This window comes from Streptomyces sp. SAS_281, assembly GCF_052542855.1.
In genome coordinates, this window is the sequence record NZ_JBMNDO010000080.1 from 1 (window position 1) to 22,974 (window position 22,974).

Sequence of the window (22,974 nt, forward strand, 5' to 3'; positions counted from 1 at the left end):
CCGATCTGGTCCGCGTCCGCGGGGGCCCTCCGGGCGTTCCGTCGGGGTTCCGGGTCGGGGCCCGGGGCGGCGGTCAGCCGGCGGGGTGCCCCGGCCCCTCCGGTTCGTCGTCGAGGTCGTCGTCGTCGAAGACCGCGCTGACGTCGAAACGGCAGACCACCAGCTGGGGGTCTGCGTCGTCGAACGGGGCGGCCAGCCACTCCCCCGGTTCGGGGAGTTCGTCCGCCGCCGCGACCCAGAGCGTGGAGTCGCCCTCCTCCAGGCCGAACTCCGTGTGCCGGGAGGCGATCTCGTCCGCCTCGTACTCCCCGAAGAGCACCCCCAGCGCCGCGTGCACGCTGTTGCCGACGACCGCCGCCCCGCCGTCCTCCCGCTCGTCCGGGTCGGCGTCGGCGAGGCGCTGGGCCTGGGCCAGCAGCCGCTGGGGCTCCACCACCGCGTAGTCGCGGCGGATCAGCACGCTGAGCGCGTGCGGCTCGTCGGGTCCGTTGTAGGGCGGCAGGGCGTCCTGCTCCCCCGGGATCTCGAACGGGGTGACCTCGTCGAAGCGGTCGTAGAGGAGTTCGTCGTAGACCTCGGCGGCGGCGGCCAGTGCGTTGAACGCGTCGTAGACAGCGGGATCATCGTCCCCCGACCGGCGTTCGACCGCCGCGAGGTGGTGGTCGATCGCGGCTTTGACCGCATCGGCGGCGGCGCGTACCTCGGCAGCGGTGGGCTGCGCAGCATCAGACATGGGGCAGACGCTATCCGTACCGGGCCCTTGCCCGCACAATGGATTCGATGCCGGAATACGAATTTGTCGATGTGTACGTGCCACGCGGGGTGTCCCGGACAGACACGGCCCGCCTGTTGACCGACCATGCCGAGTACGGGCACTGGGAGCTGGACCGTCTGACGCTGCGCCTGGACGGCAGCCGCCGCGTGCGGCTCCGCCGCCGGATCATCCGTCAGCTACGGGCCACGTGGTGAGCCGGAAGGACCGGCCACAGACCGTCCGACCACGCGAAACGGGCCCCGCGATCCGCGGGGCCCGTTCGCTTGTCGCGTGCTCGCCGGTGCGGCGCTGCCGTCAGGCGGCGGCCTTCGCGCGGCGGTAGAGCACCGTGCCCGCGCCGGCCAGCAGCAGGCCCGCGCTCGCCGGGATGAGCAGGTCGAGGCCGCCCGCTCCGGTGTGGGCGAGCTGCGGCGCCTCCGGCACGGTCTGCGGCTCCGGCGTGTTCGGAGTGGGCGTCTCGGGCGTCGGCGGCGTGACGTGGCGGACCGGGGGTTCCGGAACGTCGACCGGCGGCGTGCTGTCGTTCTCGCACGTGTTGCCGATCGCCGGGTTCAGCAGCCCGACGACGTCGATGCTGTTGCCGCAGACGTTCACGGGGATGTCGATGGGCACCTGGATCTGGTTGCCCGAGAGCACACCGGGCGATCCCTGCGCGGTTCCCTGGGCGGTGGCCCCGCCGCCGTTGCCACCGCGGGCGGCCCGGTGCTTGCCGGTGCCCGTCTTCGCCCCCCGGGCGTGGTCGTCGGAGGCCCGGCCGCCGGCGTGGCTCCCGGCGGTGCCCGAGGCGGAGTCGTGCCGGCCGGCGGACGCGCCGTCCGAACCGTTTCCGCAGGCGTTTCCGACGGACGGGTTGAGCAGTCCGACGACGCTCACGGAGTTTCCGCAGACGTTCACCGGCACGTGGACCGGGATCTGCACCGAATTCCCTGAAATCACCCCCGGGGAATTCGAAGCGCCGCCGGCCGCTCCCGCGTCGGCGTGCGCGTAGCCGCCGCCGAGGGCGAGAACGCCACCCGCGGCCGCCATGGTGATCAGGCCGTTTCGCGTGACCTGTCGCATAGGTGTTTCCTGCCTTCTACCTTCCGGAGTACCCCCGGACTACCGTGCGGAGGCAAAGGACCCGACGGCCCCGGAGCGCGTGGAATGCGGTCCGGGGCCGAGCGGGCACAAACCCTTACGGGTTGACGCGCAACGTCAGTCGTTGACGCAGACGTTGCCGAAGGCCGGGTTGAGCAGCCCGATCACGTCGATCGTGTTGCCGCACACGTTCACGGGAACGTGGACGGGAACCTGGATGACGTTGCCCGAGATGACGCCGGGGCTGCCGATGGCGGCACCCTGGGCGCCCGAGTCGGCGACGGCCATGCCGGCGCCCGCGAGCACCAGACCACCGGTGGCAGCCGCCGCGGCGACGATCTTCTTGATCATGATTCCTCCTAGTTGGCAAACGCGGTCCCAGCCGCGGACCGCACCCCCTGTAACGAGGAGGAAGTAGCGGGGCTACGAGCCGAACGCCCCATTCACTCGTTCCGGTTATAGGCGTACACCCTGGCGATTTACGCCCTTGCGGGTCAGCTGTGGTCGATGAAGCGGTCCAGGACCCGGGCGCCGAACTTCAGCCCCTCGACCGGAACCCGCTCGTCCACGCCGTGGAACATGCCCGCGAAGTCGAGCTCCGGCGGGAGCTTCAGCGGCGCGAAACCGAAGCAGCGGATGCCGAGGTCGTCGAAGGACTTGGCGTCCGTGCCGCCGGAGAGCATGTACGGGACGGCGCGGGCGATCGGGTCCTCGGCCTTCAGGGCCGTCTGCATGGCGTCCACGAGCGCGCCGTCGAAGTCGGTCTCCAGCGCCTTGTCGCCGTGCACGTCCTCGCGGCGGACGCGCGGGCCGAGGATGCGGTCGAGGTCGGCCAGGAACTCCTCCTCGTACCCCGGCAGGAAGCGTCCGTCGACATGGGCGGTGGCCTGTCCGGGGATCACGTTGACCTTGTAGCCGGCGCCGAGCATGGTCGGGGCGGCGGAGTTGCGCAGGGTGGCGCCGACCATCTTGGCGATGCCGCCCAGCTTGGCGAGGGTGGCCTCCATGTCCTCCGGGTCCAGCGGGGTGCCGAGCGCGTCCGACAGCTCGTCCAGGAAGGACCGCACGGTCTTGGTCACCCGCACCGGCCAGGTGTGCCGGCCGAGCCGGCCGACCGCCTCGCACAGCTCGGTGATCGCGTTGTCGTCGTTGGTCATGGAGCCGTGGCCCGCCGTGCCGTCCACGGTCAGGCGCATCCAGTGCATGCCCTTCTGCGCCGTCTCCACGAGATACAGCCGCAGGTTCTCGTTGACGGTGAACGAGAAGCCGCCGACCTCGCCGATCGCCTCGCTGACGCCCTCGAACAGGTCCGGGTGCTTGTCCACGAGGTAGCGGGCCCCGTACGTGCCGCCCGCCTCCTCGTCCGCGAGGAAGGCGAGCACGATGTCGCGCGGGGGCTTGCGGCCGCTGCGCATGCGTTCGCGCACCACCGCGAGCGTCATCGCGTCCATGTCCTTCATGTCGACCGCGCCCCGGCCCCACACACAGCCGTCCGCGATCTCGCCGGAGAACGGGTGGTGCGTCCAGTCGTGCGCGTTGGCCGGGACGACGTCGGTGTGGCCGTGGATCAGCAGGGCCGGGCGGGAGGGGTCCTCGCCCTCGATCCGCGCCACGGTGGAGGCGCGGCCCTTGTGGGACTCGAAGATCTTCGGTTCGAGCCCGACCTCGGCCAGTTTCCCGGCCACGTACTCGGCGGCCGCCCGCTCACCGGGCCCGGAGTGGTCGCCGTAGTTGCTGGTGTCGATCCGGATCAGGTCACGACAGAGGTCCACCACCTCGTTCTCGGCGGTCTCGCCCGAACCGCTCCGGGCCGCATTGCTCTCGCTCACGCTGGTTCCTTCCCTGTCGCCGTGGTGCTCCCTCCCATCCTCCATCGCCGGGCCCGCGCACCCAAGGCCCCCACGGCACCGCGCGTGATCGAGCACCCTCCAATGTTTGCTATGGTTTTCCACGTCGGAACGGGCGAGGCCCGCGAGACAGACACCTTGTCCGGGTGGCGGAATGGCAGACGCGCTAGCTTGAGGTGCTAGTGCCCTTTATCGGGCGTGGGGGTTCAAGTCCCCCCTCGGACACCAGCCACAGGCCCACGGTTCCTCAGGAACCGTGGGCCTGTGTCGTTGTGCGGCCCTCCCGGGTCCGGCCGGCCAGGCCGTACCAGAAGGGGCTTCCTCGTGGGCGCCCTCCGCGTCCGCCACATCGCCCGGCAGCGCGAGCAGCGCGGCCGGGAGCGGGTGCGGTGCGGGCGCGGGAGGCGGGAGGCCGGGCAGGGTGAGCGTCGGGCGGTCGGTGCCCGGGGGCGAGGAGGGCGCCGATCCCCTCGTAGCCCGTCCCCCGCCCTCCGCGCACGGTCACTGACCACATGCGCTCGGCTCCGGGGCGTCATGGTGACTCAGGCGCGGGCGCGAAGGTCAGGGTTCGGAAGGATGCACCCGGTCATCTCGCCGGACACCCCATGGTGAACCGGTTCTTCGCTCATTAGCGTGATCGTGAGAGGGCCCCACCGACCGAGGAGACGCATGAGCCGCACCGACACCGACTCCCCCACCTGGTACGAGAGTCCGTCGCCCGGCACCGGCTGTCTGCCGCCGCGTGCCTGGTACGCGGAGTCCGACGCCCGGCGGCTGTCGCTGAACGGCCGCTGGGCGTTCCGCCTCTCGCCGCGCGCGGACGGCGAGGACACCTCGTTCGTACGGCCGGAATTCGACGCCTCGGGCTGGGCGACGGTGGCCGTGCCGGGGCACTGGGTGCTGCAGGGGGCGGGAGGGGCCCCCGCGTACACCAACGTCGTCTATCCCTTCCCGGTCGATCCGCCGAGGGTGCCGTCGGAGAATCCGACCGGCGACCATCTGCGGGTCTTCGAGCTGCCCGGCGACTGGCCGGACGGCGGCGGGAGCGTGCTGCGGTTCGACGGGGTGGAGTCGGCCGCCCGGGTGTGGCTGAACGGGGTGGAGCTGGGCGACTTCAAGGGTTCGCGGCTGCCGCACGAGTTCGCCGTGGGCGAGCTGCTGCGGCCGGGCGCCAACGTCCTTGCCGTACGGGTGCACGCCTGGTCGTCCGGGAGCTATCTGGAGGACCAGGACCAGTGGTGGCTGCCCGGGATCTTCCGGGACGTGACGCTGCTGCACCGCCCGGAGGGGGCACCCGGCGACTTCTTCGTGCACGCCGGTTACGACCACCGCACCGGCTCGGGCACCCTGCGCGTGGAGTGCGCGGGCGCGGAGGGCCGGGTCCTGGTGCCGGGACTCGGGCTGGACGTCGCGGCGGGCGGGACGGTGACGCTGCCGGTCGAGCCGTGGACCGCCGAGACGCCCCGGCTGTACGACGGGGAGCTGGTGACGCCCGGCGAGCGCGTCCCGCTGCGCATCGGCTTCCGCACGGTCGCCGTCGAGGACGGCGTCCTGAAGGTCAACGGCCGGCGGCTGCTGTTCCGGGGCGTGAACCGGCACGAGTTCCACCCGGAGACGGGCCGGACGGTCGACGCGGGCACCATGCGGCGCGATCTGGTCCTGATGAAGCGGCACAACGTCAACGCCGTACGGACCAGCCACTACCCGCCGCACCCCGCCTTCCTGGACCTCTGCGACGAGCTGGGCCTGTGGGTGATCGACGAATGCGATCTGGAGACCCACGGCTTCGCGGAGGTGGACTGGCGGAACAACCCGGTGGACGATCCGCGCTGGACGCCCGCGCTGCTCGACCGGGCGGCCCGGATGGTCGAGCGGGACAAGAACCACCCCTCGGTGATCGTCTGGTCGCTGGGCAACGAGTGCGGCACGGGCGCCGGTCTGGGCTCGATGGCCCGGTGGATGCGGGAGCGCGACCCGGACCGCCCGCTGCACTACGAGGGCGACCCGTCGTGCGCGGACACCGACCTGTACTCGCGGATGTACGCGTCGCACGCCGAGGTGGAGCTCATCGGGCGGCGCTCCGAGGAGCCGCTGAAGGACCCGGAGCTGGACGCACGGCGGCGCGCGATGCCGTTCGTGCTGTGCGAGTACGCGCACGCGATGGGCAACGGACCGGGCGGACTGAGCGAGTACCAGCGGCTGTTCGAACGGTACGAGCGCTGCCAGGGCGGCTTCGTCTGGGAGTGGATCGACCACGGCATCGCCCACCCGGAGCTGGGCTTCGCGTACGGCGGTGACTTCGGCGAGGAGCCGCACGACGGGAACTTCGTGTGCGACGGGCTGCTCTTCCCGGACCGCACGCCGTCCCCCGGTCTCGCCGAGTACAAGAAGGTCGTCGAGCCGGTGCGCATCGCCCCGGGCACCGCGCCGGGCACGTTCACCGTCACCAACGGCTACGACTTCACCGGCCTGGGCCACCTGGAGTTCCGCTGGTCGCACGAGGCGGACGGCGTCCTCGTCGCCTCGGGCACCCTCGCCGTGCCCCCGCTCGCCCCGGGCGCCTCGGCCGAGGTGACACCGGACGCACCGCCCGGCGACGGGCTGTGGACGCTGCGGGCGGTCCTCGCCGAGGCGACGGGCTGGGCCGGACGCGGCCACCTGGTCGCCTGGGGCCAGTTCGAGACGGGCACCCCGGCCGCCCCTCCCCCGGCCGCCGGGGCGCGCCCGCGCGTCTCCGGCTCGGCCGTCTCGCTCGGCCCCGGCGCCTTCGACGCGGCGACCGGGGCGCTCCTGCGGATCGGGGACGTCCCGGTGGAGGGGCTGCGCCTCGATGTGTGGCGGGCGCCGACGGACAACGACAACGGGGCCGCGTGGCAGCCGGACGAGCGGTACGGGCGGCTCTGGCGGGAGTGGGGGCTGCACCGGATGCGCCACCGCCTGGACGCGGTGGAGGCGGGCGCGGACGCGCTGAACGTGCGCACCCGGGTGGCACCGGCCGGCCGGGACGTGGGGCTGCGGACCGTGTACCGGTGGACGGCCGCCGGGGACCGGCTCGGGCTGACGGTGTCGGTGGCGCCGGAGGGCGACTGGCGGGTGCCGCTGCCCCGGCTCGGTGTGCGGTTCGCGCTGCCCTCCGCGTACGACGCGGTGCGGTGGTTCGGCGGCGGTCCCGGCGAGGCGTATCCGGACACCCGCGCGGCCGCGATGCTCGGGCAGTGGGCCAGGGGCGTGGACGAGCTCCAGACCCCGTACGTCCGGCCGCAGGAGAACGGGGCCCGGGCCGGGGTCCGCTGGGTGGAGCTGACCGGTGGCGACGGGGGCGGGCTGCGCGTGGAGGGCGGTGCGCCGTTCTCGTTCACGGCGCGGCGCTGGACGGTCGAGGAGCTGGACGCGGCGGAGCACCTGACGGATCTGGTGGCCGGGGACCGGGTCCATGTGGGCCTGGACCACGCGGTGCAGGGCATCGGTACGGGGTCGTGCGGGCCGGGCGTGCTGCCCGGGTACCGGCTGGACGTCGCGCCGGCGGAGTTCTCCCTCGTGTTCTCCGCGCGGGGCTGAGAACTCCGGGGCGGGCCCGGTGCCGTACGGAATCGGCAACCGGGTCCGTTCTGTTCCGGGTTGGGCCCGCGCCCTCCCTCTTCGCGGCGAGCAGTCACGTCGTAGCATCGACACTTTGCGCGATCTTTACTGCTTCACAAGGGGGAATGTGATGGGCATCGGGAGGCGACGGGCCTCGGTCATCGCCGGGGTGGTGGCCGGGGCGGTGCTGGCGACGGGCACCACCCTGTGGGCGACGGACAGCGGGCCGTTCCGGGACAGTTACTGCTGGGGCGCGTGGGAGCAGAACAGCGGCCCGTCGTTCCTCGGTGACGAGGCGCTGGAGAAGTCCGGCTCCGAGCGAGGCTCCACCGAGTCCGCCGCGCCCTCGGCCGCCCGCCCGCACGGCACCTGCACGGTGTCCGTCACCTCCGAGGTCGAGGACGACGACTCGGACGAACCGCTGCACTTCGAGGAGTCGGTGACCCTGGAGTACGGGCCGGTGCCCGCCGGGGCGAAGGAGCGGCGGACCTGGCTGGCGCACTACTTCCACGGCTCGGCATCGCCGCTGCCGGACGGGCTGGACGGCCTGGTCGGAGGGGACCGGGGCATGCTGGTGCTGCCGTCGTCCTGCGACAGGGACGGCGCGCCGTCCGTCGTGACGATCCGCAGCGAGAGCACGGGTGACGGCCATCTCGGCAAGGTCCCCATGCCGTTCACGATCGCCACGCGCGCCGATGTGGTCCGGATGCTGCTCGCCGCCGCCGACACCGGCATGGAGAAGGCCGGATGCGCACCCGCCCAGCCGCTGCGCAGCAGCTCCCCGATGGTGACGGTGGCCGAGGACGAGGAGTCCGCCGGGTCGCCGCTGTGCCGGATTCCGGGGGTGACGTTCGATTACGGGCAGGGCTCGCGCTACCGGCAGCAGGTGGGCGCGGTCACCGACCGGCTCCAGACGTGCTCGGTGGTGTGGAAGCAGCTGCGGATGCCCGAGGAGCCGTCCGCGCAGTACGTGATGGCGAGCCGGACGCGTCTGGTGGACCTGTTCCGGGGACTGCCGGAGGGGTCCGGCCAGGGCCTGGTGCGCCGCAGCTGCGGCGGCCGGCCGACGGTGTTCTACGGGCAGGTGGAGGCCGGTCTCCAGAACCGGGGCCGCCCCTCCGACCAGCGGGTCTTCGACCGGTTCGTGGAGTCCGTGGGGAAGCGCATCGGATGCGGGAAGGGTGAGGACGCGTGAGCGGGGAGAACGCGGTGGCGGAGAACCCCGTGACGGACACCGAAACCCCCGCGGCCCCGGAGGCCCCCCGGCCGCCGCTCGTCCGCCGTCTGCTGCGCAGCCGTACCGTGCGCACCGCGACCGCCGCCGCGCTGGCCGGGGCCCTGGCGGGTGCGGGCACGGTCGCCTGGCGCACGGACACGCTGCCGCTGGTGGGGTCGTCCGCGCCCTGCTGGGACTCGCTGGGTTCCGGGTCCATGGACGCCCTGTTCGGGGACCGCAGGACCGAGGTGGACGAGCAGTCACTGCACAACGACCCGATGGGCGGTGACGGTGGGTACGGCCAGTGCCGCGTCACCAGCTACGAGGGCGACCGGGCGCGCCGCCAGGTGACGGTGAACGTGCGGCGTCTTGACGGGCTGCGGGGCACCGACTCGCAGGACTGGCCCAGCGAGTTCCTGTCCTCGGGCATGGTGTCGCTCGGCGACGGGCTACCCGGCATGGCCTCGCCCTCGCGCGCCTGGATCGCGCTGCCGCAGGCGTGCACCGGCCGCGACGACTTCACCGGGCCCACGGTGGTGGACATCGGCATGGGCCGGGCGGACTTCGAGGTGTCCTCCGAGGACACCCTGCGGGACCGGGCGGCCCTGACCGGGGCGCTGATCGACGCGGCCAACGGGGTGATCGACGACTTCGGCTGCTCCGGCACGTACCGGGAGCCGCGTGATCTCCCGGCGCCGGTGGACTGGGACGACACCCGGCCGTCCGCGTTCTGCGGGATCAAGGGCCTCACCCTGTCGGCGGCGTACCGGAAGGAACTGGACGAGACCCGCGTCGGCGACGAGGGCGGCCCGGCCCGGGTCTGCGAGGCGGGAAGCTCGTTCCGCGAGGCGTCCGTGCGGCTGACGACGGTGGTGGACCCGGCCCTCGCCGAGATCTACTCCTGGGACGCGCTGCGCTCCGGGGACCCCGTCAAGGGCAGCGGGGGCTACGGCAAGATCGGCGGGAACCGGGCGGTGTTCAAGGCGGAGTGCCAGACCGGTCCGGTGATGTTCGTCCTGGAACAACTGCGCCCGGCGGGGAGCGGCAGCCGCTTCACGTTCACCCGCGACCTGCTTCCCGCGTACGTGGCGGCGGAGGCCGAACGGATCGGCTGCGGCCCGCAGAAGGTGACGTTCCTCGCGTCCTGAGCGCCGAGCGGATGACACGTAGCGACGTCATCAGGACCGCCTCACCTCGGAGCCGGCCCTGATGACGTGCTGACGCACGCGAAGGTTCAGCGGGATGCGTCGGCTCCGAGGCTTCCGGCCCTGATGGCTCCCCGTAGCACGTGGACGATCTCCTCGGGCTTGAGGTCGATGGCGTCGAGGCCCTCCAGGGTCAGCGGGATCTCCTCCAGCGCGTACTCGCCGCGGCCCTCGGCGCTGAACTCGGGACCGGTGCGGTCCTCGAAGGACCAGGTCGCGGTGCGGGCGAGGTAGAAGAGCTGGCGCTCGTCGTCGGACTCCATCGTGTGGAGCAGGCGGACGAGGTCGGCCTTACCCGCGATCTCCTCGTGGACCTCCCGGTGAAGGGCGGCCTCGCGGGACTCATCGGTGGGTTCGACGCCGCCACCGGGCAGGACCCAGTACTCGGGGATGCCGGGTCTGGCGCGGCGGATGACCAGCATCGTGCGGTCGGGGGTGACGAGGACGGCACGGACTCGTTCCATCATCTCGGTTCGTCTCCTTGCTTGTTGACGGTCTTCAGTCGAGCAGCCGGCCGGCGTCGACGTGGACGGACTGCCCCGTGATGAACGAGCCGGAGGGGCTCACGAGAAACGCCGCCAGGGCCGCGACATCCTCGGGCCGGCCACGGCGCGGGACGCACTGGCGCTTGCAACGGGAGGACCGGCGATGTCGCCCTCCAACAGCTCCAGCGCCTCCAGCCGGCGGAAGCGGTCCGCTCCACCGCCCGCCTTCGGCCGATGACGCTCGTACGACCCGATCAATACGCCCATCTCCCGGAGCTGGTCCAGGCTCCGGCCGTACGCCGGGTGGGCGGCCATGGCTGTGTTCACGTACGGGAGGACGGCGGTCGGGATGCCCATTCCGTACGGCTCGCACAGGATGCCGAGGGCCAGGGTGTCGGCGATGCCGGCCGTCCGTTTGTTGTCCCTTCCGCGTCGAGGGAACCGAGCCCCTGGGGCGTGGCTGCGACCCCGACCTGCGCGGCGGTGATCAGCTTGTGGGCGTCGCCCGCGATACCGGCTGCGCAGACCACGACGTACAGGAAGGGCGATGTCGTCACGCTGGGGCTACCAGTCGTCGGCTCAGGCGATGGAGTTCGGGCAGCGTTCGCCGCCGGTCGCGGGCGGCCAGGCCCCGGCTCCGTGAAAGGATGCCCGGCACCATGAGAACCATCAGCATTCCGGTGCCGGCCCGGGGCCCCCGGTGAGGGGCCGGGCGAAGCCGCCGCCGTCGCCGCTGCCCCAGCGCGACGGCGTCGATCCGGTCCGGGTGCGGCTGCCCGCCGACCCGGACGGGCGGTGGGCGACGGTCCGGGACCATCTGGTGGACCGGTTCGCCCGGGCGATCGGCGCGGAGCGGGTGGAGGCGCTGCTGGCGGACGGCCGGTTCGTGTCGGCGGAGGGTGCGGTCACCGGCGACGAGGCGTACACGGCGGGGCGCTACCTCTGGTTCCACCGGGACTTCGCGCCGGAGGAGCCGGTGCCGTTCCCGGTGGGGGTGGTGTACCGCGACGCGCACCTGGTCGTCGCGGACAAGCCGCACTTCCTGGCGACGATGCCGCGTGGCCGGCACATCACGGAGACGGCGGTGGCCCGGCTCCGCCGCGACCTGGATCTGCCGGAGCTCCAGCCCGCGCACCGGCTCGACCGGCTCACGGCGGGCCTCGTGCTGTTCGTGGTGCGGCCCGGGGAGCGCGGGGCGTACCAGACGCTGTTCCGGGACCGGCTGGTGCGCAAGGAGTACGAGGCGGTGGCCCCGTACGATGGCGGGCTCGTCCTGCCGCGTACGGTGCGCAGCCGCATCGTGAAGGAGCGCGGGGTGCTCGCGGCGCGGGAGGAGCCCGGCGAGCCGAACAGCGAGAGCCGGATCGAGCTGCTGGAGCACCGGGGCGGGCTCGGCCGTTACCGGCTGCTGCCCGCCACGGGGCGCACGCACCAGCTGCGGGTGCACATGAACAGCCTGGGTCTGCCGCTGGTCAACGATCCGGTCTACCCGGTGACCGAGCCGGACCCCGCGCCCGGCGACTTCTCCCGTCCGCTGCAACTGCTGGCCCGGGTCCTGGAGTTCACCGACCCGGTCACGGGAGAGCCGCGCCGCTTCGAGAGCGGGTCGCGGCTCTCCGCGTGGCCGGATCAGTAGGGCCGTCAGTGGCCCCGGGCGATCCACTCGTCCAGGTGCGGGGTCTCCGCGCCGATGCTGGTGGAGTCGCCGTGGCCGGTGCGCACCTCGGTCGCCGGGTCCAGGGTGAGCAGCCGGTCCCTGATGGAGTCCACGATCACCGGGAACGACGAGAAGGACCGGCCGGTGGCGCCGGGCCCGCCCTGGAAGAGCGTGTCCCCGGTGAAGACCGTGGCCAGCCCGGGGGCGTACAGGCAGACCGCGCCGGGGGCGTGGCCCGGCGTGTGCAGGACCGTCAGAGTGGTGCCGGCCACCGTGATCTCCTGGCCGTCGGCCAGCTCGCCGTCGGGCGCCCGGTCGGGGTGGGTCTGCTTCCACAGCGGCAGGTCGTCCGGGTGGAGCAGGATCGGCGCGCCGGTGGCGGCGGCGAGCGCGGGGGCGGCGTCGATGTGGTCGTTGTGCGCGTGGGTGCAGACGATGGCGCGCAGCGTACGGCCGCCGAGGGCTTCCTCGATGGCGGCGGCGTCGTGGGCCGCGTCGATCACGACGGCCTCGGAGTCGTCGCCGACGATCCAGACGTTGTTGTCGACGTCCCACTCTCCGCCGTCGAGCGCGAAGGTGCCGGAGGTGACGAGGTGGTCGATGCGGGCGGCCATCAGAGCACCACCACGGAGCGCAGCACGTCGCCGTCGTGCATCCGGTCGAACGCCTGCTCGATGTCGCCGAGGCCGATGGTCTCGGTGACGAACGCGGCGAGGTCGAGGCGGCCCTGCTGGTGGAGGTCGACCAGCATCGGGAAGTCGCGGGACGGCAGGCAGTCCCCGTACCAGGAGGACTTGAGCGAGCCGCCGCGGCCGAAGACGTCGAGCAGCGGGAGTTCCAGCTGCATCTCGGGGGTGGGGACGCCGACGAGGACGACGGTGCCGGCGAGGTCGCGGGCGTAGAACGCCTGCTTGTACGTCTCCGGGCGGCCGACGGCCTCGATGACGACGTCCGCGCCGTTGCCGCCGGTCAGCTCGCGGATGGCCTCGACGGGGTCGGTGGAGCGGGAGTTGACGGTGTGCGTGGCGCCCATCGACTTCGCCGTCTCCAGCTTGCGGTCGTCGATGTCCACGGCGATGATCCGGGCCGCGCCGGCCAGCCGGGCGCCCGCGATCGCCGCGTCGCCGACGCCGCCGCAGCCGATGACGGCGACCGAGTCGCCGCGGCCGACCTGGCCGGTGTTGATGGCGGCGCCGATGCCCGCCATGACACCGCAGCCCAGGAGGCCGGCGACGGCCGGGGAGACCTCGGGGTCGACCTTGGTGCACTGGCCGGCGGCGACGAGGGTCTTCTCGGCGAAGGCGCCGATGCCCAGGGCCGGGGACAGCTCGGTGCCGTCGAGAAGGGTCATCTTCTGCTTGGCGTTGTGCGTGTCGAAGCAGTACCAGGGCCGCCCGCGCAGACAGGCGCGGCACTGGCCGCACACCGCACGCCAGTTGAGGACCACGAAGTCGCCCGGGGCGACGTCGGTGACGCCCTCGCCGACGGACTCCACGACACCCGCGGCCTCGTGGCCGAGGAGGAAGGGGAACTCGTCGTTGATGCCGCCCTGCTTGTAGTGCAGGTCGGTGTGGCAGACGCCGCACGCCTGGACCTTGACCACGGCCTCACCCGGGCCGGGGTCCGGAATGACGATCGTCTCGACGCGGACCGGTTCGTTCTTCCCCGGCGCGATGACCCCTTGTACGTGCTGCGGCATTCCCGTGGACTCCCTTTTCCCGACTCTTCGCTGAGACCGGTGCTCCCGGCCTTGCCGGGATCGATCACGGGCAACGGTACGCGGTGCCGGGCGTGGGCCGGTCTCAGGGCGCGAGAACGTCCAGCTCATGCAGGGCGCCGACGGCGATCTCCCGCGTGAGCCGCTCGGCCTCGGCCGCGTCCCCGGCGCGCACGGCCTCGGCGAGCCGGACGTGGAGGGTGACGGCCGCCGGATCGGGGTCCTCGAACATCACCTGGTGGTGGGTGCGGCCCGCGAGGACCTCGGCGACCACGTCGCCCAGGCGCGCGAACATCTCGTTGCCGGAGGCGTTGAGGACGATGCGGTGGAAGGCGATGTCGTGGGCGAGGTAGCCCTCCAGCTGCTGGCCCCGCGAGGTGGCGACCATGCCGAGGGCGCGCTCGGTCAGCTCGGCGCACTGCTCCGGGGTGGCGTGGCGGGCGGCGAGCGAGGCGGCGACCGGTTCGATCGCGGAGCGCAGCACGGTGAGGGAGCGCAGCTGGCGGGGGCGGTCGGCGCCGGCCAGCCGCCACCGGATGACCTGGGGGTCGTACACGTTCCACGCCTCGGCCGGCCGGACGGTCACGCCGACGCGGCGGCGGGACTCGACCAGGTGCATGGACTCCAGGACCCGGATCACCTCGCGGACCACCGTGCGCGAGACGTCGAAGCGCTGGGCCAGCTCGTCGGTGCGCAGGACCTGGCCGGGCGGGTGCTCCCCGGCGGCGATCTCCAGGCCCAGGGTGTCCAGGACATGCGTGTGGAGCCCCTGGGCAGGTGTGGTCATGGACCAAGGGTACGGGGCCGCCTCCGAGACCATTAAGTACGACGTTTACGTCACACCCTCTTGAATAAGTCGTACGTATAGGTTTCAGTGGCGCGACGGACCGATGTCGAGGAAGACATCGAAGAGACAGCGAGGCACCGCTATGAGCACCCCCCACGTCGTCGTGGTGATGGGCGTGGCAGGAACCGGCAAGACCACGATCGGTCCCCTGCTCGCCGACGCACTGGGCGTCCCGTACGCCGAGGGCGACGACTTCCATCCCCCCGCCAACATCGCCAAGATGTCGGCCGGCACCCCGCTGGACGACGCGGACCGGTGGCCCTGGCTCGACGCGATCGGGCGCTGGGCGCACGGCCGGGCGGGCCTCGGCGGTGTCGTCAGCAGCTCCGCGCTCAAGCGCTCCTACCGGGACCGGCTGCGCGCCGAGGCCCCGGGCGCCGTCTTCCTCCACCTGACCGGTGACCGTTCCCTGATCGAGGAGCGGATGGCGGGCCGCAAGGGCCACTTCATGCCGACCGCGCTCCTCGACTCGCAGTTCGCCACCCTCCAGCCCCTGGAGGACGACGAGGCCGGCGTCGCCGTGGACGTCTCCGGCACCCCCGAAGAAATCACCCAGCGAGCCGTCGCCGCGTTGCGCCGGCTCGACAGCTAAGGATCACCACCGTGACCAGTCTCAGCGTCGAGACGCTGGCAGCGGAAGCCGCCGAACCGATCACCTCGGCAGGCAACGCGCAGTTGGGCATCGCCGTCCTGGCGGGCATCGCCGTCATCGTCCTGCTCATCACCAAGTTCAAGATGCACGCGTTCCTCGCGCTCACCATCGGCTCGCTGGCGCTCGGCTCGTTCGCCGGTGCCGCGCCGGCGAAGACGATAGCGAGCTTCACCGCGGGCCTCGGCTCGACCGTCGCGGGCGTCGGCGTCCTGATCGCGCTCGGCGCGATCCTGGGCAAGCTGCTCGCGGACTCCGGCGGCGCCGACCAGATCGTGGACACGATCCTGGCGCGGACGAGCAAGCGGGCCATGCCGTGGGCGATGGTCCTCATCGCCTCGATCATCGGTCTGCCGCTGTTCTTCGAGGTCGGGATCGTCCTGCTGATCCCGGTCGTGCTGCTCGTCGCCAAGCGCGGCAACTACTCCCTGATGCGCGTCGGCATCCCGGCCCTGGCGGGCCTGTCCGTGATGCACGGCCTCATTCCGCCGCACCCCGGCCCGCTCGTCGCGATCGACGCGCTCGACGCCAACCTCGGCGTCACGCTGGCCCTCGGTGTGGTCGTCGCCATCCCGACGGTGATCCTGGCCGGACCGGTCTTCTCGCGTTACGCCGCCCGCTGGGTGGACATCAAGGCGCCGGAGAAGATGATCCCGCAGCGTCCCTCGGAGGACCTGGAGCGCCGCCCCGGCTTCGGCGCCACCCTCGCCACGATCCTGCTGCCCGTCGTGCTGATGCTGATCAAGGCGCTCGTGGACATCGTGGTGGACGATCCGGAGCAGGGGCTCCAGAAGGTCACCGACGTGATCGGCTCGCCGCTGATCGCGCTCCTCGCGGCCGTGATCGTCGGCATGTTCACGCTGGGCCGGGCGGCGGGCTTCACCAAGGCGCGGCTCTCCACGACCGTGGAGAAGTCCCTCGCGCCGATCGCCGGTGTGCTGCTCATCGTGGGCGCGGGCGGCGGCTTCAAGCAGACGCTGATCGACGCGGGCGTGGGCCAGATGATCCTGGACTTCTCCGAGGACTGGTCGATCCCCGCCCTGCTCCTCGGCTGGCTGATCGCCGTCGCGATCCGGCTCGCGACCGGCTCGGCGACCGTGGCCACGATCTCGGCGGCCGGCCTGGTCGCCCCGCTCGCGGCCGACATGTCGACCTCGCACGCGGCCCTGCTGGTCCTCGCCGTCGGCGCGGGCTCGCTCTTCTTCAGCCATGTCAACGACGCCGGTTTCTGGCTGGTGAAGGAGTACTTCGGCATGGACGTGGGCCAGACGGTGAAGACCTGGTCGGTGATGGAGACCATCATCTCCGTGGTCTCGCTGGTCTTCATCCTGCTGCTGTCACTGATCCTCTAGGCGGTCCCGCCCGTCGGGCGCCCACAGCGGGTGCTCGCGGCGGGCCCACTCCCGGCCCACCGACCCGGAGCGCATGCCGCGGCGTGCCTCCGGGTCGGCGTACGCCATGGCGATGTGGCCGGCCAGCACCAGTCCGGCCGCGAGGGCCAGCCAGTCGTGGACGAAGGTCGCGGCGGTGCGCCACACCAGCGGGGCGAACCCGGTGAACCACATCAGCAGTCCGGTGCCGGCCATGACCAGCACCGCCCCGGCGATCCACGCCGCGTACAGCTTCTGCCCGGCGTTGAACTTCCCGGCCGGCCGCGCCCCGGGCCGCCGGTCGCGCCGCAGCGCCGCCCGCAGCCACTGCCGGTCGTGCGGCCCGAACCGGTTGAGCCGCCGCAGGTCCGCCCGCAGCGTCCGCGCCGCCAGACCCGCGAGCAGCGGTACGGGAATGAGCAGCCCGGACCACTCGTGCACGGTGACCACGAGGTGGCGGCGCCCGACGAGTTCGGCGAACTGCGGCACGTACAGGCAGGCGGCCGAGGCCACGCACAGCAGCATCAGCGCGGCGGTGGTCCGGTGCACCAGGCGCACCGGGCGGGCGAACCGGTGGACCCGGCCGGCCGGGTCAGACGGTGGGGGCGTCGTCGCGGCCGTTGGACCGGCCGACCCAGGCATCGACGTCATAACCGAGCTTCTCCCAGTAACCGGGGCGTACGGAGTCCGTGACGGTGATCCCGGAGAGCCATTTCGCCGACTTGTAGAAGTACATCGGGGCCACGTAGAGCCGTACCGGCCCGCCGTGGGCGTGCGACACCGGCTTGTCGTTCATCCGCAGCGCCACGAGCACATCGGCGCGGCGGGCCTGGGCGAGGGTCAGGCTCTCGCTGTAGGTCCCGTCGAAGCAGGTGAAGCGGACGGCCTTCGCACTCGGCCGCACCCCGGCCGCGTCCAGCAGGGCGGAGAGCCGCACGCCCTCGAAGGCGGTTTCCGGAACCCGCCAGCCGGTGACGCACTGGACGTCCCGGACGGTACGGGTCTGCCGCATCCCGCGCAGCGCGTCCAGCGTGTACGTGGCCGGGCGGTCGACCAGCCCGTCCACCGTCAGCCGGTAGTCGGCGGCGCCCTTGGCCGGTACGGAGGAGGCCACCGAGTAGTAGCGGAAGCCGCCGCCGTTGGGCAGCAGCCCGGTGAGCCCGGTGGGGTCCTTGTCCGCGACCGCGCCCAGACCCGATTCCAGGGTCCGTTGCAGTACGGGGGCGGCGACGAGTCCGGCGGCGCCGAGGCCCAGCATGGCCAGGACCACACGGCGGCCGACGGGGGCGCCGGCGCCGTCCGGGCCGTCGTCGGGCGGGGAAGTGTTCACCCGACGATTCGAGCACCCCGGGCGCACGGGCGCCAGGGCCGGCGGCGGGCCGTCACCAGCTCGTCAGATTTACCCGCGCACCGGGGCCGGGCCGGGTGCCAGACTGGCGCCATGCCGAACCGTGAAGCACTCAAGCCCTTTCTGCTCGCCTTCCCGGGGCCGCTGCGCGACCAGCTGGTCGCCGCGGTCCTGGACGGACGGAAGGTGTCGACCTCCGGACTGCTCGTGGAGTACGAGATCGAGCAGGAGGAGCTGCCGCCGGTCGGTGAGCGGTCCGCCCTCATCGACTCGGAGGGCCGGGAGATCGCCGTACTCGAAGTGACGGAGGTACGGGTGCTGCGACTGGCGGACGTCGAGCTCCAGCACGCGCTGGACGAGGGCGAGGGCTACGCCTCGGTCGCCGAGTGGCGGGCGGGCCACGAGCGGTTCTGGCACAGCGAGGAGATGCGCGACGCGCTCGGCGACCCGGAGTTCACGGTGGACGACGAGACGATGATCGTCATCGAGCGGTTCCGGGTGGTCGAGCGCATCGAGGCGGGCGCGGAGGGCTGACCGGGTCTCACCGCACCTCGGCCTCGGCCCGCTTGCTCCGGCCCCCGCCCTTCACCAGGCCCAGGCGGCGACGGAACGCGAGCAGCCGGGGGTGGCGTTCGTGCAGCACGGCCGAGCGGCGGTCGAGCTCCTGGCCCAGGCGCTCGGCGCGCTTCTCGATGTCCAGCTCGTCCAGGATGCGGTCCACCTCGGCGAGCAGCGCCCCGTGCAGCTGCCACTTCCGGGGGTGCTCCTGGACGGCGGCCAGCAGCATGTCCGCCACCAGGTCGCGGGTCCTCCGGCTGGTGTCGAGGGCTTCGGTGAGCCGGTCCTCGGCCTCCTCGGCGCTGGCGGCGACCGGGGTCGTGATGAGCAGCGAGAAGCTCTCGATGGCCCCCGCCATCTGCTCGAACAGTTCCGTCATGTGGGCCGCGACCTCGGCCGGGAACTGGGGCGCGTCGCCCCGGTCCTTGGCGAGGTCGGTCAGGGTCCTGGACAGCACCCGGACGACGACGGCGCAGATCTCCAGCGTGTCCAGACCCGTCCGCAGCACCACGCGGTGCAGCAGCCCCTGCCGCACCCTCGGGTTGTACATGAGGCTTTCCTCGGCCTGCCGCAGCGAGGCGTCCACCTCCACGATGTCGTGGTCGAGACGGCGGGCCCGGTGCAGCCGGTCGGCCGCCTGCGCGACGGTGACCGGGCGGGCCAGGTCGCTCCCCAGATCGCGGAACATCTGCCCCATCTCGCGGGCCAGCCCGTCGATGGAGGCGCCCGCGGTCTGCACCCAGACGGGCGGGGCGAACAGCAGGTTGAACAGCAGGCCCACACCGGCGCCGATCAGTGTCTCGTACACGCGCTCCCACGCCATGGTGGACCGCGCGGTCTGCGAGGTGACGCCGAGGACGAGCATGGCGCTGATCGCCACCTCGGGGACGAACTCGTCCACACGGACCAGTCTGCCGATGATCAGCGCCGTGAAGATGGTCAGCCCCAGGCTCCACCAGGAAATGCCGACCAGGGAACTGAAGCCGCTCGCGATGAGGACGCCGACGACGACGGCCACCACACGCTTGACCGACATGTTGACGGTGGCGTAGAGGGTGACCTGGACGACGAGCAGCGCGGTCAGCGGTGCGGTCAGGGGGGCGGGCTCGGTCAGGGTCGCGGTCGCCACGGCATAGGCGATGACGGCGGCGCCCGTGGAGCGCAGGGTCTGCGCCGCCACGGGCTCCGTGGTGCGCCGGACGAGGTTGATGACGGGTTCGGCTACTCCTGGCATCTTCTTCCCATGCCCGGATAGAGGCGTCTCCCCACGGTTGTGCCCCAGGAACCCCACCGGACGGACGCGCCCGGGGCGGAAGCCTCAGCCGACCGCCTTCGCCGCCGCCCGGCCCGCCGCGCGGCCGGAGAAGATGCAGCCGCCCAGGAAGGTGCCCTCCAGCGAGCGGTATCCGTGCACCCCGCCGCCGCCGAAGCCGGCCGCCTCCCCCGCCGCGTACACCCCGGGCAGCGGGGTGCCGTCGCCGGTCAGGACGCGCGAGGACAGGTCGGTCTCCAGGCCGCCGAGCGACTTGCGGGTCAGGATGTTCAGCCGTACGGCGATGAGCGGCCCGGCCTTCGGGTCGAGGATGCGGTGGGGCGTCGCCGTGCGGATCAGTTTGTCGCCCAGGTAGCTGCGGGCGCCCCGGATCGCGGTGATCTGGAGGTCCTTGGTGAAGGGGTTGGCGATCTCCCGGTCGCGGGCGGTGATCTCGCGGCGCAGCGCGTCCTCGTCGATGAGGCCGTCCCCGGTGAGCGCGTTCATGCCGCGTACGAGGGAGCCGAGGTCCTTCTCCACGACGAAGTCCGCCCCGTGGTCCATGAACGCCTTCACGGGACCCGGGACGTCGGCGCGGGCGCGGCCGATCACGCCGCGGACCGACTTGCCGGTCAGGTCGGGGTTCTGTTCGGAACCGGAGAGCGCGAACTCCTTGCCGATGATCTTCTGGTCCAGCACGAACCAGGTGTACCCGTGGCCGGTCCGCATGATGTGTTCGAGGGTGCCCAGCGTGTCGAAGCCGGGGAAGAGCGGGACGGGCAGCCGCTTGCCGGTGGCGTCCAGCCAGAGCGAGGACGGGCCGGGCAGGATCCGGATGGCGTGCTTGTCCCAGATGGGGTCCCAGTTCTCGATGCCCTCGGTGTAGTGCCACATCCGGTCGCGGTTGATGTGGTGGGCGCCCGCCTTCTCGGCGACACCGAGCATCAGCCCGTCGACGTGCGCGGGCACGCCGGAGAGCAGCTTGGCCGGCGGGGTGCCGAGCCGTTCGGGCCACTGGGCGCGTACGAGGTCGTGGTTGCCGCCGATGCCGCCGGAGGTGACGATCACCGCCTGGGCCCTGAGCTCGAAGGTGCCGGTGCTCCCCCGGCCGCTGGCGGTTCCGCGCGGTGCGGCGCTCGGCTCCAGGACCTCGCCGGTCACCGTGTCGACGGCGCCTCCCGTACGGGCGAGGCCGGTGACCCGGTGGCGGAAGCGGAAGGTGACCAGGCCCTTGGCGACGCCCTCGCGGACCCGGCGCTCGAAGGGGGCGACGACGCCGGGTCCGGTGCCCCAGGTGATGTGGAAGCGGGGGACGGAGTTGCCGTGGCCGTTCGCGTCGTAGCCGCCGCGCTCGGCCCAGCCGACGACGGGGAAGAACCGCATGCCCTGGGCGTGCAGCCAGGAGCGCTTCTCGCCGGCCGCGAAGTCGACGTACGCCTCGGCCCACTGGCGCGGCCAGTGGTCCTCCTCGCGGTCGAAACCGGCCGTGCCCAGCCAGTCCTGGAGGGCCAGCTCATGGCTGTCCCTGATGCGCATCCGGCGCTGTTCGGGCGAGTCCACGAGGAAGAGTCCGCCGAAGGACCAGTGCGCCTGGCCGCCGAGCGACTGCTCGGGCTCCTGGTCGAGCACGATGACCGAGCGCCCCGCGTCCACCAGTTCCGCGGTGGCCACGAGCCCGGCGAGCCCCGCCCCGATCACGATCACATCAGCGTCGTACGCCATGGTTTCCATCCTTGTCGGGGCTCGCGAAGTTACTGGTGCGTCAGATCTTGGGCACCGCACCTCCCCGCGTCAACCGCCCGGTCGTCCGCCCCGGTCGGCCGCGCCGTCGCCGCACCGGCGGGGGCGGGCGGTTATCGTCGGAACACATCACCCTCCTCCGGCCTGACGTGGGGTGGACAAGCGTGTCGGTGCTGGTCCTCGTGCTCGCCGTGACGGCCGCCTGCTGTCTGGGCTTCGGCTTCGTGTTCCAGCAGGCCGCCGCCGCCCACGCGCCCAAGCGCGACTACCTGACGTTCCGGCTGCTGCTCGACCTGATGAAGGTGCGCAGCTGGCTGGCCGGCATCGGGCTCATGGTGTGCGGCATGGTGCTCGGGGCGCTGGCGCTCGGCAAGGGCGAGGTCTCCGTCGTGGAACCCCTGCTGGCGACGAACCTGCTCTTCGCCATGGCCCTGTCCCGGCACCGCACCGGCCAGCGGCTCGGCCGGCAGGGCTGGGCGGGGCTCTGGCTGCTGGCCCTCGGGGTCGCCGCGTTCCTGGTGGCGGGCGAGCCGAAGGGCGGCGAGGCGGTGTCGAGCCCGCTGCGGCACTGGCTGGTCGTCGGGGTGGTGGCCGGGCTCGCCCTGCTGCTGACCGCCTACGCCAAACGTCGCAGGTCGCGGATGTCCCCGGCGCTGCTCGCGGTGGCGGCCGGGCTGCTCTACGGCTTGCAGGACGCGCTGACCCGGGTGAGCGGTGAGCGTTTCTCGGCGGCCGGCTGGTCGGGCCTGCTGACGTCCTGGCAGCCGTACGTGGTGCTCGTGCTCGGGGTGACGGGCCTGCTGCTGGTGCAGAGCGCCTTCGAGACGGGTCCGCTGCGGATGTCGCTGCCCGCGCTGACGGCGGCCCAGCCGCTGGCCGGGATCGCCTGCGGGATCGGCTTCCTGGGCGACCAGGTGCGGACGGACACGGGCGCGCTGGCCTGGCAGGCCACGGGGCTCGCGGCGATCGTGACGGGCATCGTGCTGCTGGGGCTGCATCCGGCGATGCCGGAGGGCCCGGTGCGGCGCGGTACGCACAGCCTCCAGCGGCACTGAGCGCGGGGCGGTGCCGGGCCGCCCGGGGCCTGCGGTTGGATGGCGGGCATGAACCCTTCTGACGAGATCCTGGACATCGTCGACGAGAACGACGTGGTCGTGGGGCAGGCCCCGCGCGGCGAGGCGACCGCCCGCGGGCTGCGCCACCGGTGCGTCTTCGTCGAGGCGCGGGACGCCGAGGGCCGGGTCTTCGTGCACCGCAGGACCGCGAGCAAGCTGGTGTTCCCCTCGCACTACGACATGTTCGTCGGCGGGGTGGTCGGCGCGGGTGAGGGCTACGACGAGGCGGCGCTGCGGGAGGCCGAGGAGGAGCTGGGCGTCTCGGGGCTCCCGCGCCCGGAGCCGCTGTTCAAGTTCCTGTACGAGGACGGCCGCCACACCTGGTGGTCGTCGGTCTACCGGGTCAGGTGCGAGCTGCCGGTGAACCCGCAGGTGGAGGAGGTCGCCTGGCACACCTTCCTGGACGACGCGGAGCTGGAGCGGCGGCTCGGCGACTGGCTGTGGGTGCCGGACGGGCTGGACTGCTACCGGCGGCTGCGGGCGTTCCGGGAAGCCGACTGAGCCGGCTGAGCCGGTCGGAAGTGAACGGAAAAATGG

Annotated in this window: 23 protein-coding genes, 1 tRNA gene and 1 pseudogene; 11 read left to right on the forward strand and 14 right to left on the reverse strand. The window is 72.5% G+C overall.

All coding sequences use genetic code 11. The features are described 5' to 3' along the window. Positions 1–73 precede the first annotated feature (73 nt). Positions 74–733 (reverse strand): hypothetical protein, encoded by a 660-nt coding sequence (locus ACN6LM_RS25970; protein ID WP_445067807.1) that lies wholly within the window; start codon positions 731–733, stop codon positions 74–76. A gap of 47 nt (positions 734–780) precedes the next feature. On the opposite strand from ACN6LM_RS25970, the gene ACN6LM_RS25975 reads away from it, so the two are divergent. After that, the gene (locus ACN6LM_RS25975) at positions 781–969 is read left to right on the forward strand and encodes a DUF5703 family protein (protein ID WP_445067808.1); all 189 of its coding nucleotides are present in this window, start codon (positions 781–783) and stop codon (positions 967–969) included. A gap of 100 nt (positions 970–1,069) precedes the next feature. Here the strand turns inward: ACN6LM_RS25975 and ACN6LM_RS25980 are convergent, their stop codons facing one another. The 3 genes from ACN6LM_RS25980 to ACN6LM_RS25990 form a co-directional block, all read right to left on the reverse strand. Then, a complete protein-coding gene (locus tag ACN6LM_RS25980) occupies positions 1,070–1,834 on the reverse strand; it encodes a chaplin (RefSeq protein ID WP_445067809.1) in 765 nt (254 codons plus the stop codon). Between the two features lie 135 nt (positions 1,835–1,969). After that, positions 1,970–2,203: a chaplin ChpH gene (gene chpH, locus ACN6LM_RS25985; protein ID WP_361030497.1), complete on the reverse strand. Its 234-nt coding sequence runs from the start codon at positions 2,201–2,203 to the stop codon at positions 1,970–1,972. Between the two features lie 143 nt (positions 2,204–2,346). Then, the gene (locus ACN6LM_RS25990; protein ID WP_445067810.1) at positions 2,347–3,681 is read right to left on the reverse strand and encodes a M20/M25/M40 family metallo-hydrolase; all 1,335 of its coding nucleotides are present in this window, start codon (positions 3,679–3,681) and stop codon (positions 2,347–2,349) included. 158 nt (positions 3,682–3,839) lie between these two features. On the opposite strand from ACN6LM_RS25990, the gene ACN6LM_RS25995 reads away from it, so the two are divergent. The 4 genes from ACN6LM_RS25995 to ACN6LM_RS26010 all read left to right on the forward strand — a co-directional run bounded on the left by ACN6LM_RS25995 (position 3,840) and on the right by ACN6LM_RS26010 (position 9,642). After that, positions 3,840–3,927, forward strand: a tRNA-Leu gene (locus ACN6LM_RS25995). A gap of 441 nt (positions 3,928–4,368) precedes the next feature. Continuing rightward, a complete protein-coding gene (locus ACN6LM_RS26000; RefSeq protein WP_445067811.1) occupies positions 4,369–7,257 on the forward strand; it encodes a glycoside hydrolase family 2 TIM barrel-domain containing protein in 2,889 nt (962 codons plus the stop codon). 151 nt (positions 7,258–7,408) lie between these two features. Further along, the gene (locus tag ACN6LM_RS26005) at positions 7,409–8,473 is read left to right on the forward strand and encodes a hypothetical protein (protein ID WP_445067812.1); all 1,065 of its coding nucleotides are present in this window, start codon (positions 7,409–7,411) and stop codon (positions 8,471–8,473) included. Then, positions 8,470–9,642, forward strand: coding sequence for a hypothetical protein (locus ACN6LM_RS26010; RefSeq protein ID WP_445067813.1), 1,173 nt, complete (start codon positions 8,470–8,472; stop codon positions 9,640–9,642). The genes ACN6LM_RS26005 and ACN6LM_RS26010 overlap by 4 nt, the downstream gene beginning before the upstream one ends. Positions 9,643–9,728: 86 nt before the next feature. Here ACN6LM_RS26010 and ACN6LM_RS26015 read toward each other — a convergent pair whose 3' ends face one another. From ACN6LM_RS26015 to ACN6LM_RS26025, 3 genes and pseudogenes are all read right to left on the reverse strand, one after another. Further along, positions 9,729–10,166: an NUDIX hydrolase gene (locus tag ACN6LM_RS26015; RefSeq protein WP_445067814.1), complete on the reverse strand. Its 438-nt coding sequence runs from the start codon at positions 10,164–10,166 to the stop codon at positions 9,729–9,731. 31 nt (positions 10,167–10,197) lie between these two features. Beyond that, positions 10,198–10,443, reverse strand: a complete 246-nt coding sequence (locus tag ACN6LM_RS26020) for an SDR family oxidoreductase (protein ID WP_445067837.1) — start codon at positions 10,441–10,443, stop codon at positions 10,198–10,200. Continuing rightward, positions 10,344–10,741 (reverse strand): annotated as a pseudogene (locus ACN6LM_RS26025) (flavoprotein); the annotation flags it as partial. The gene ACN6LM_RS26020 and the pseudogene ACN6LM_RS26025, both read right to left, overlap by 100 nt. Positions 10,742–10,884: 143 nt before the next feature. Between ACN6LM_RS26025 and ACN6LM_RS26030 the strand changes: the two are divergent. Next, on the forward strand, positions 10,885–11,820 hold the full coding sequence (locus ACN6LM_RS26030; protein WP_445067815.1) for a pseudouridine synthase: 936 nt from the start codon (positions 10,885–10,887) through the stop codon (positions 11,818–11,820). Positions 11,821–11,825: 5 nt separating this feature from the next. Here ACN6LM_RS26030 and ACN6LM_RS26035 read toward each other — a convergent pair whose 3' ends face one another. The 3 genes from ACN6LM_RS26035 to ACN6LM_RS26045 all read right to left on the reverse strand — a co-directional run bounded on the left by ACN6LM_RS26035 (position 11,826) and on the right by ACN6LM_RS26045 (position 14,345). Continuing rightward, positions 11,826–12,455, reverse strand: a complete 630-nt coding sequence (locus ACN6LM_RS26035) for an MBL fold metallo-hydrolase (RefSeq protein ID WP_445067816.1) — start codon at positions 12,453–12,455, stop codon at positions 11,826–11,828. Continuing rightward, the gene (locus tag ACN6LM_RS26040) at positions 12,455–13,540 is read right to left on the reverse strand and encodes an S-(hydroxymethyl)mycothiol dehydrogenase (RefSeq protein WP_445067817.1); all 1,086 of its coding nucleotides are present in this window, start codon (positions 13,538–13,540) and stop codon (positions 12,455–12,457) included. Before ACN6LM_RS26040 ends, ACN6LM_RS26035 begins: the two co-directional genes overlap by 1 nt. 103 nt (positions 13,541–13,643) lie before the next feature. Beyond that, positions 13,644–14,345: a FadR/GntR family transcriptional regulator gene (locus tag ACN6LM_RS26045; RefSeq protein WP_164398435.1), complete on the reverse strand. Its 702-nt coding sequence runs from the start codon at positions 14,343–14,345 to the stop codon at positions 13,644–13,646. Positions 14,346–14,487: 142 nt separating this feature from the next. On the opposite strand from ACN6LM_RS26045, the gene ACN6LM_RS26050 reads away from it, so the two are divergent. After that, a complete protein-coding gene (locus ACN6LM_RS26050) occupies positions 14,488–14,997 on the forward strand; it encodes a gluconokinase (protein ID WP_164398436.1) in 510 nt (169 codons plus the stop codon). A gap of 11 nt (positions 14,998–15,008) precedes the next feature. Further along, positions 15,009–16,406 (forward strand): GntP family permease, encoded by a 1,398-nt coding sequence (locus ACN6LM_RS26055; RefSeq protein ID WP_445067818.1) that lies wholly within the window; start codon positions 15,009–15,011, stop codon positions 16,404–16,406. On the opposite strand, the gene ACN6LM_RS26060 is transcribed toward ACN6LM_RS26055, so the two are convergent. Further along, a complete protein-coding gene (locus tag ACN6LM_RS26060; RefSeq protein WP_445067819.1) occupies positions 16,392–17,075 on the reverse strand; it encodes a cytochrome b/b6 domain-containing protein in 684 nt (227 codons plus the stop codon). The genes ACN6LM_RS26055 and ACN6LM_RS26060 overlap by 15 nt on opposite strands. Next, positions 17,017–17,682: a molybdopterin-dependent oxidoreductase gene (locus ACN6LM_RS26065; protein WP_445067838.1), complete on the reverse strand. Its 666-nt coding sequence runs from the start codon at positions 17,680–17,682 to the stop codon at positions 17,017–17,019. Before ACN6LM_RS26065 ends, ACN6LM_RS26060 begins: the two co-directional genes overlap by 59 nt. Positions 17,683–17,865: 183 nt before the next feature. Between ACN6LM_RS26065 and ACN6LM_RS26070 the strand changes: the two genes are divergently transcribed. Beyond that, on the forward strand, positions 17,866–18,306 hold the full coding sequence (locus tag ACN6LM_RS26070) for an ASCH domain-containing protein (RefSeq protein ID WP_445067820.1): 441 nt from the start codon (positions 17,866–17,868) through the stop codon (positions 18,304–18,306). Between the two features lie 7 nt (positions 18,307–18,313). On the opposite strand, the gene ACN6LM_RS26075 is transcribed toward ACN6LM_RS26070, so the two are convergent. Beyond that, entirely contained in the window at positions 18,314–19,564 is a 1,251-nt protein-coding gene (locus ACN6LM_RS26075) for an FUSC family protein (protein ID WP_445067821.1), read from the reverse strand. 84 nt (positions 19,565–19,648) lie between these two features. Continuing rightward, positions 19,649–21,304, reverse strand: a complete 1,656-nt coding sequence (locus ACN6LM_RS26080) for an FAD-binding dehydrogenase (RefSeq protein ID WP_445067822.1) — start codon at positions 21,302–21,304, stop codon at positions 19,649–19,651. A 182-nt stretch (positions 21,305–21,486) separates the two neighbouring features. Here ACN6LM_RS26080 and ACN6LM_RS26085 point away from each other — a divergent pair, with 182 nt between their 5' ends. Both ACN6LM_RS26085 and ACN6LM_RS26090 read left to right on the forward strand, forming a co-directional pair. Then, positions 21,487–22,377 (forward strand): DMT family transporter, encoded by an 891-nt coding sequence (locus ACN6LM_RS26085; RefSeq protein ID WP_445067823.1) that lies wholly within the window; start codon positions 21,487–21,489, stop codon positions 22,375–22,377. A gap of 48 nt (positions 22,378–22,425) precedes the next feature. Then, positions 22,426–22,938 (forward strand): NUDIX domain-containing protein, encoded by a 513-nt coding sequence (locus tag ACN6LM_RS26090; protein WP_445067824.1) that lies wholly within the window; start codon positions 22,426–22,428, stop codon positions 22,936–22,938. Positions 22,939–22,974 lie beyond the last annotated feature (36 nt).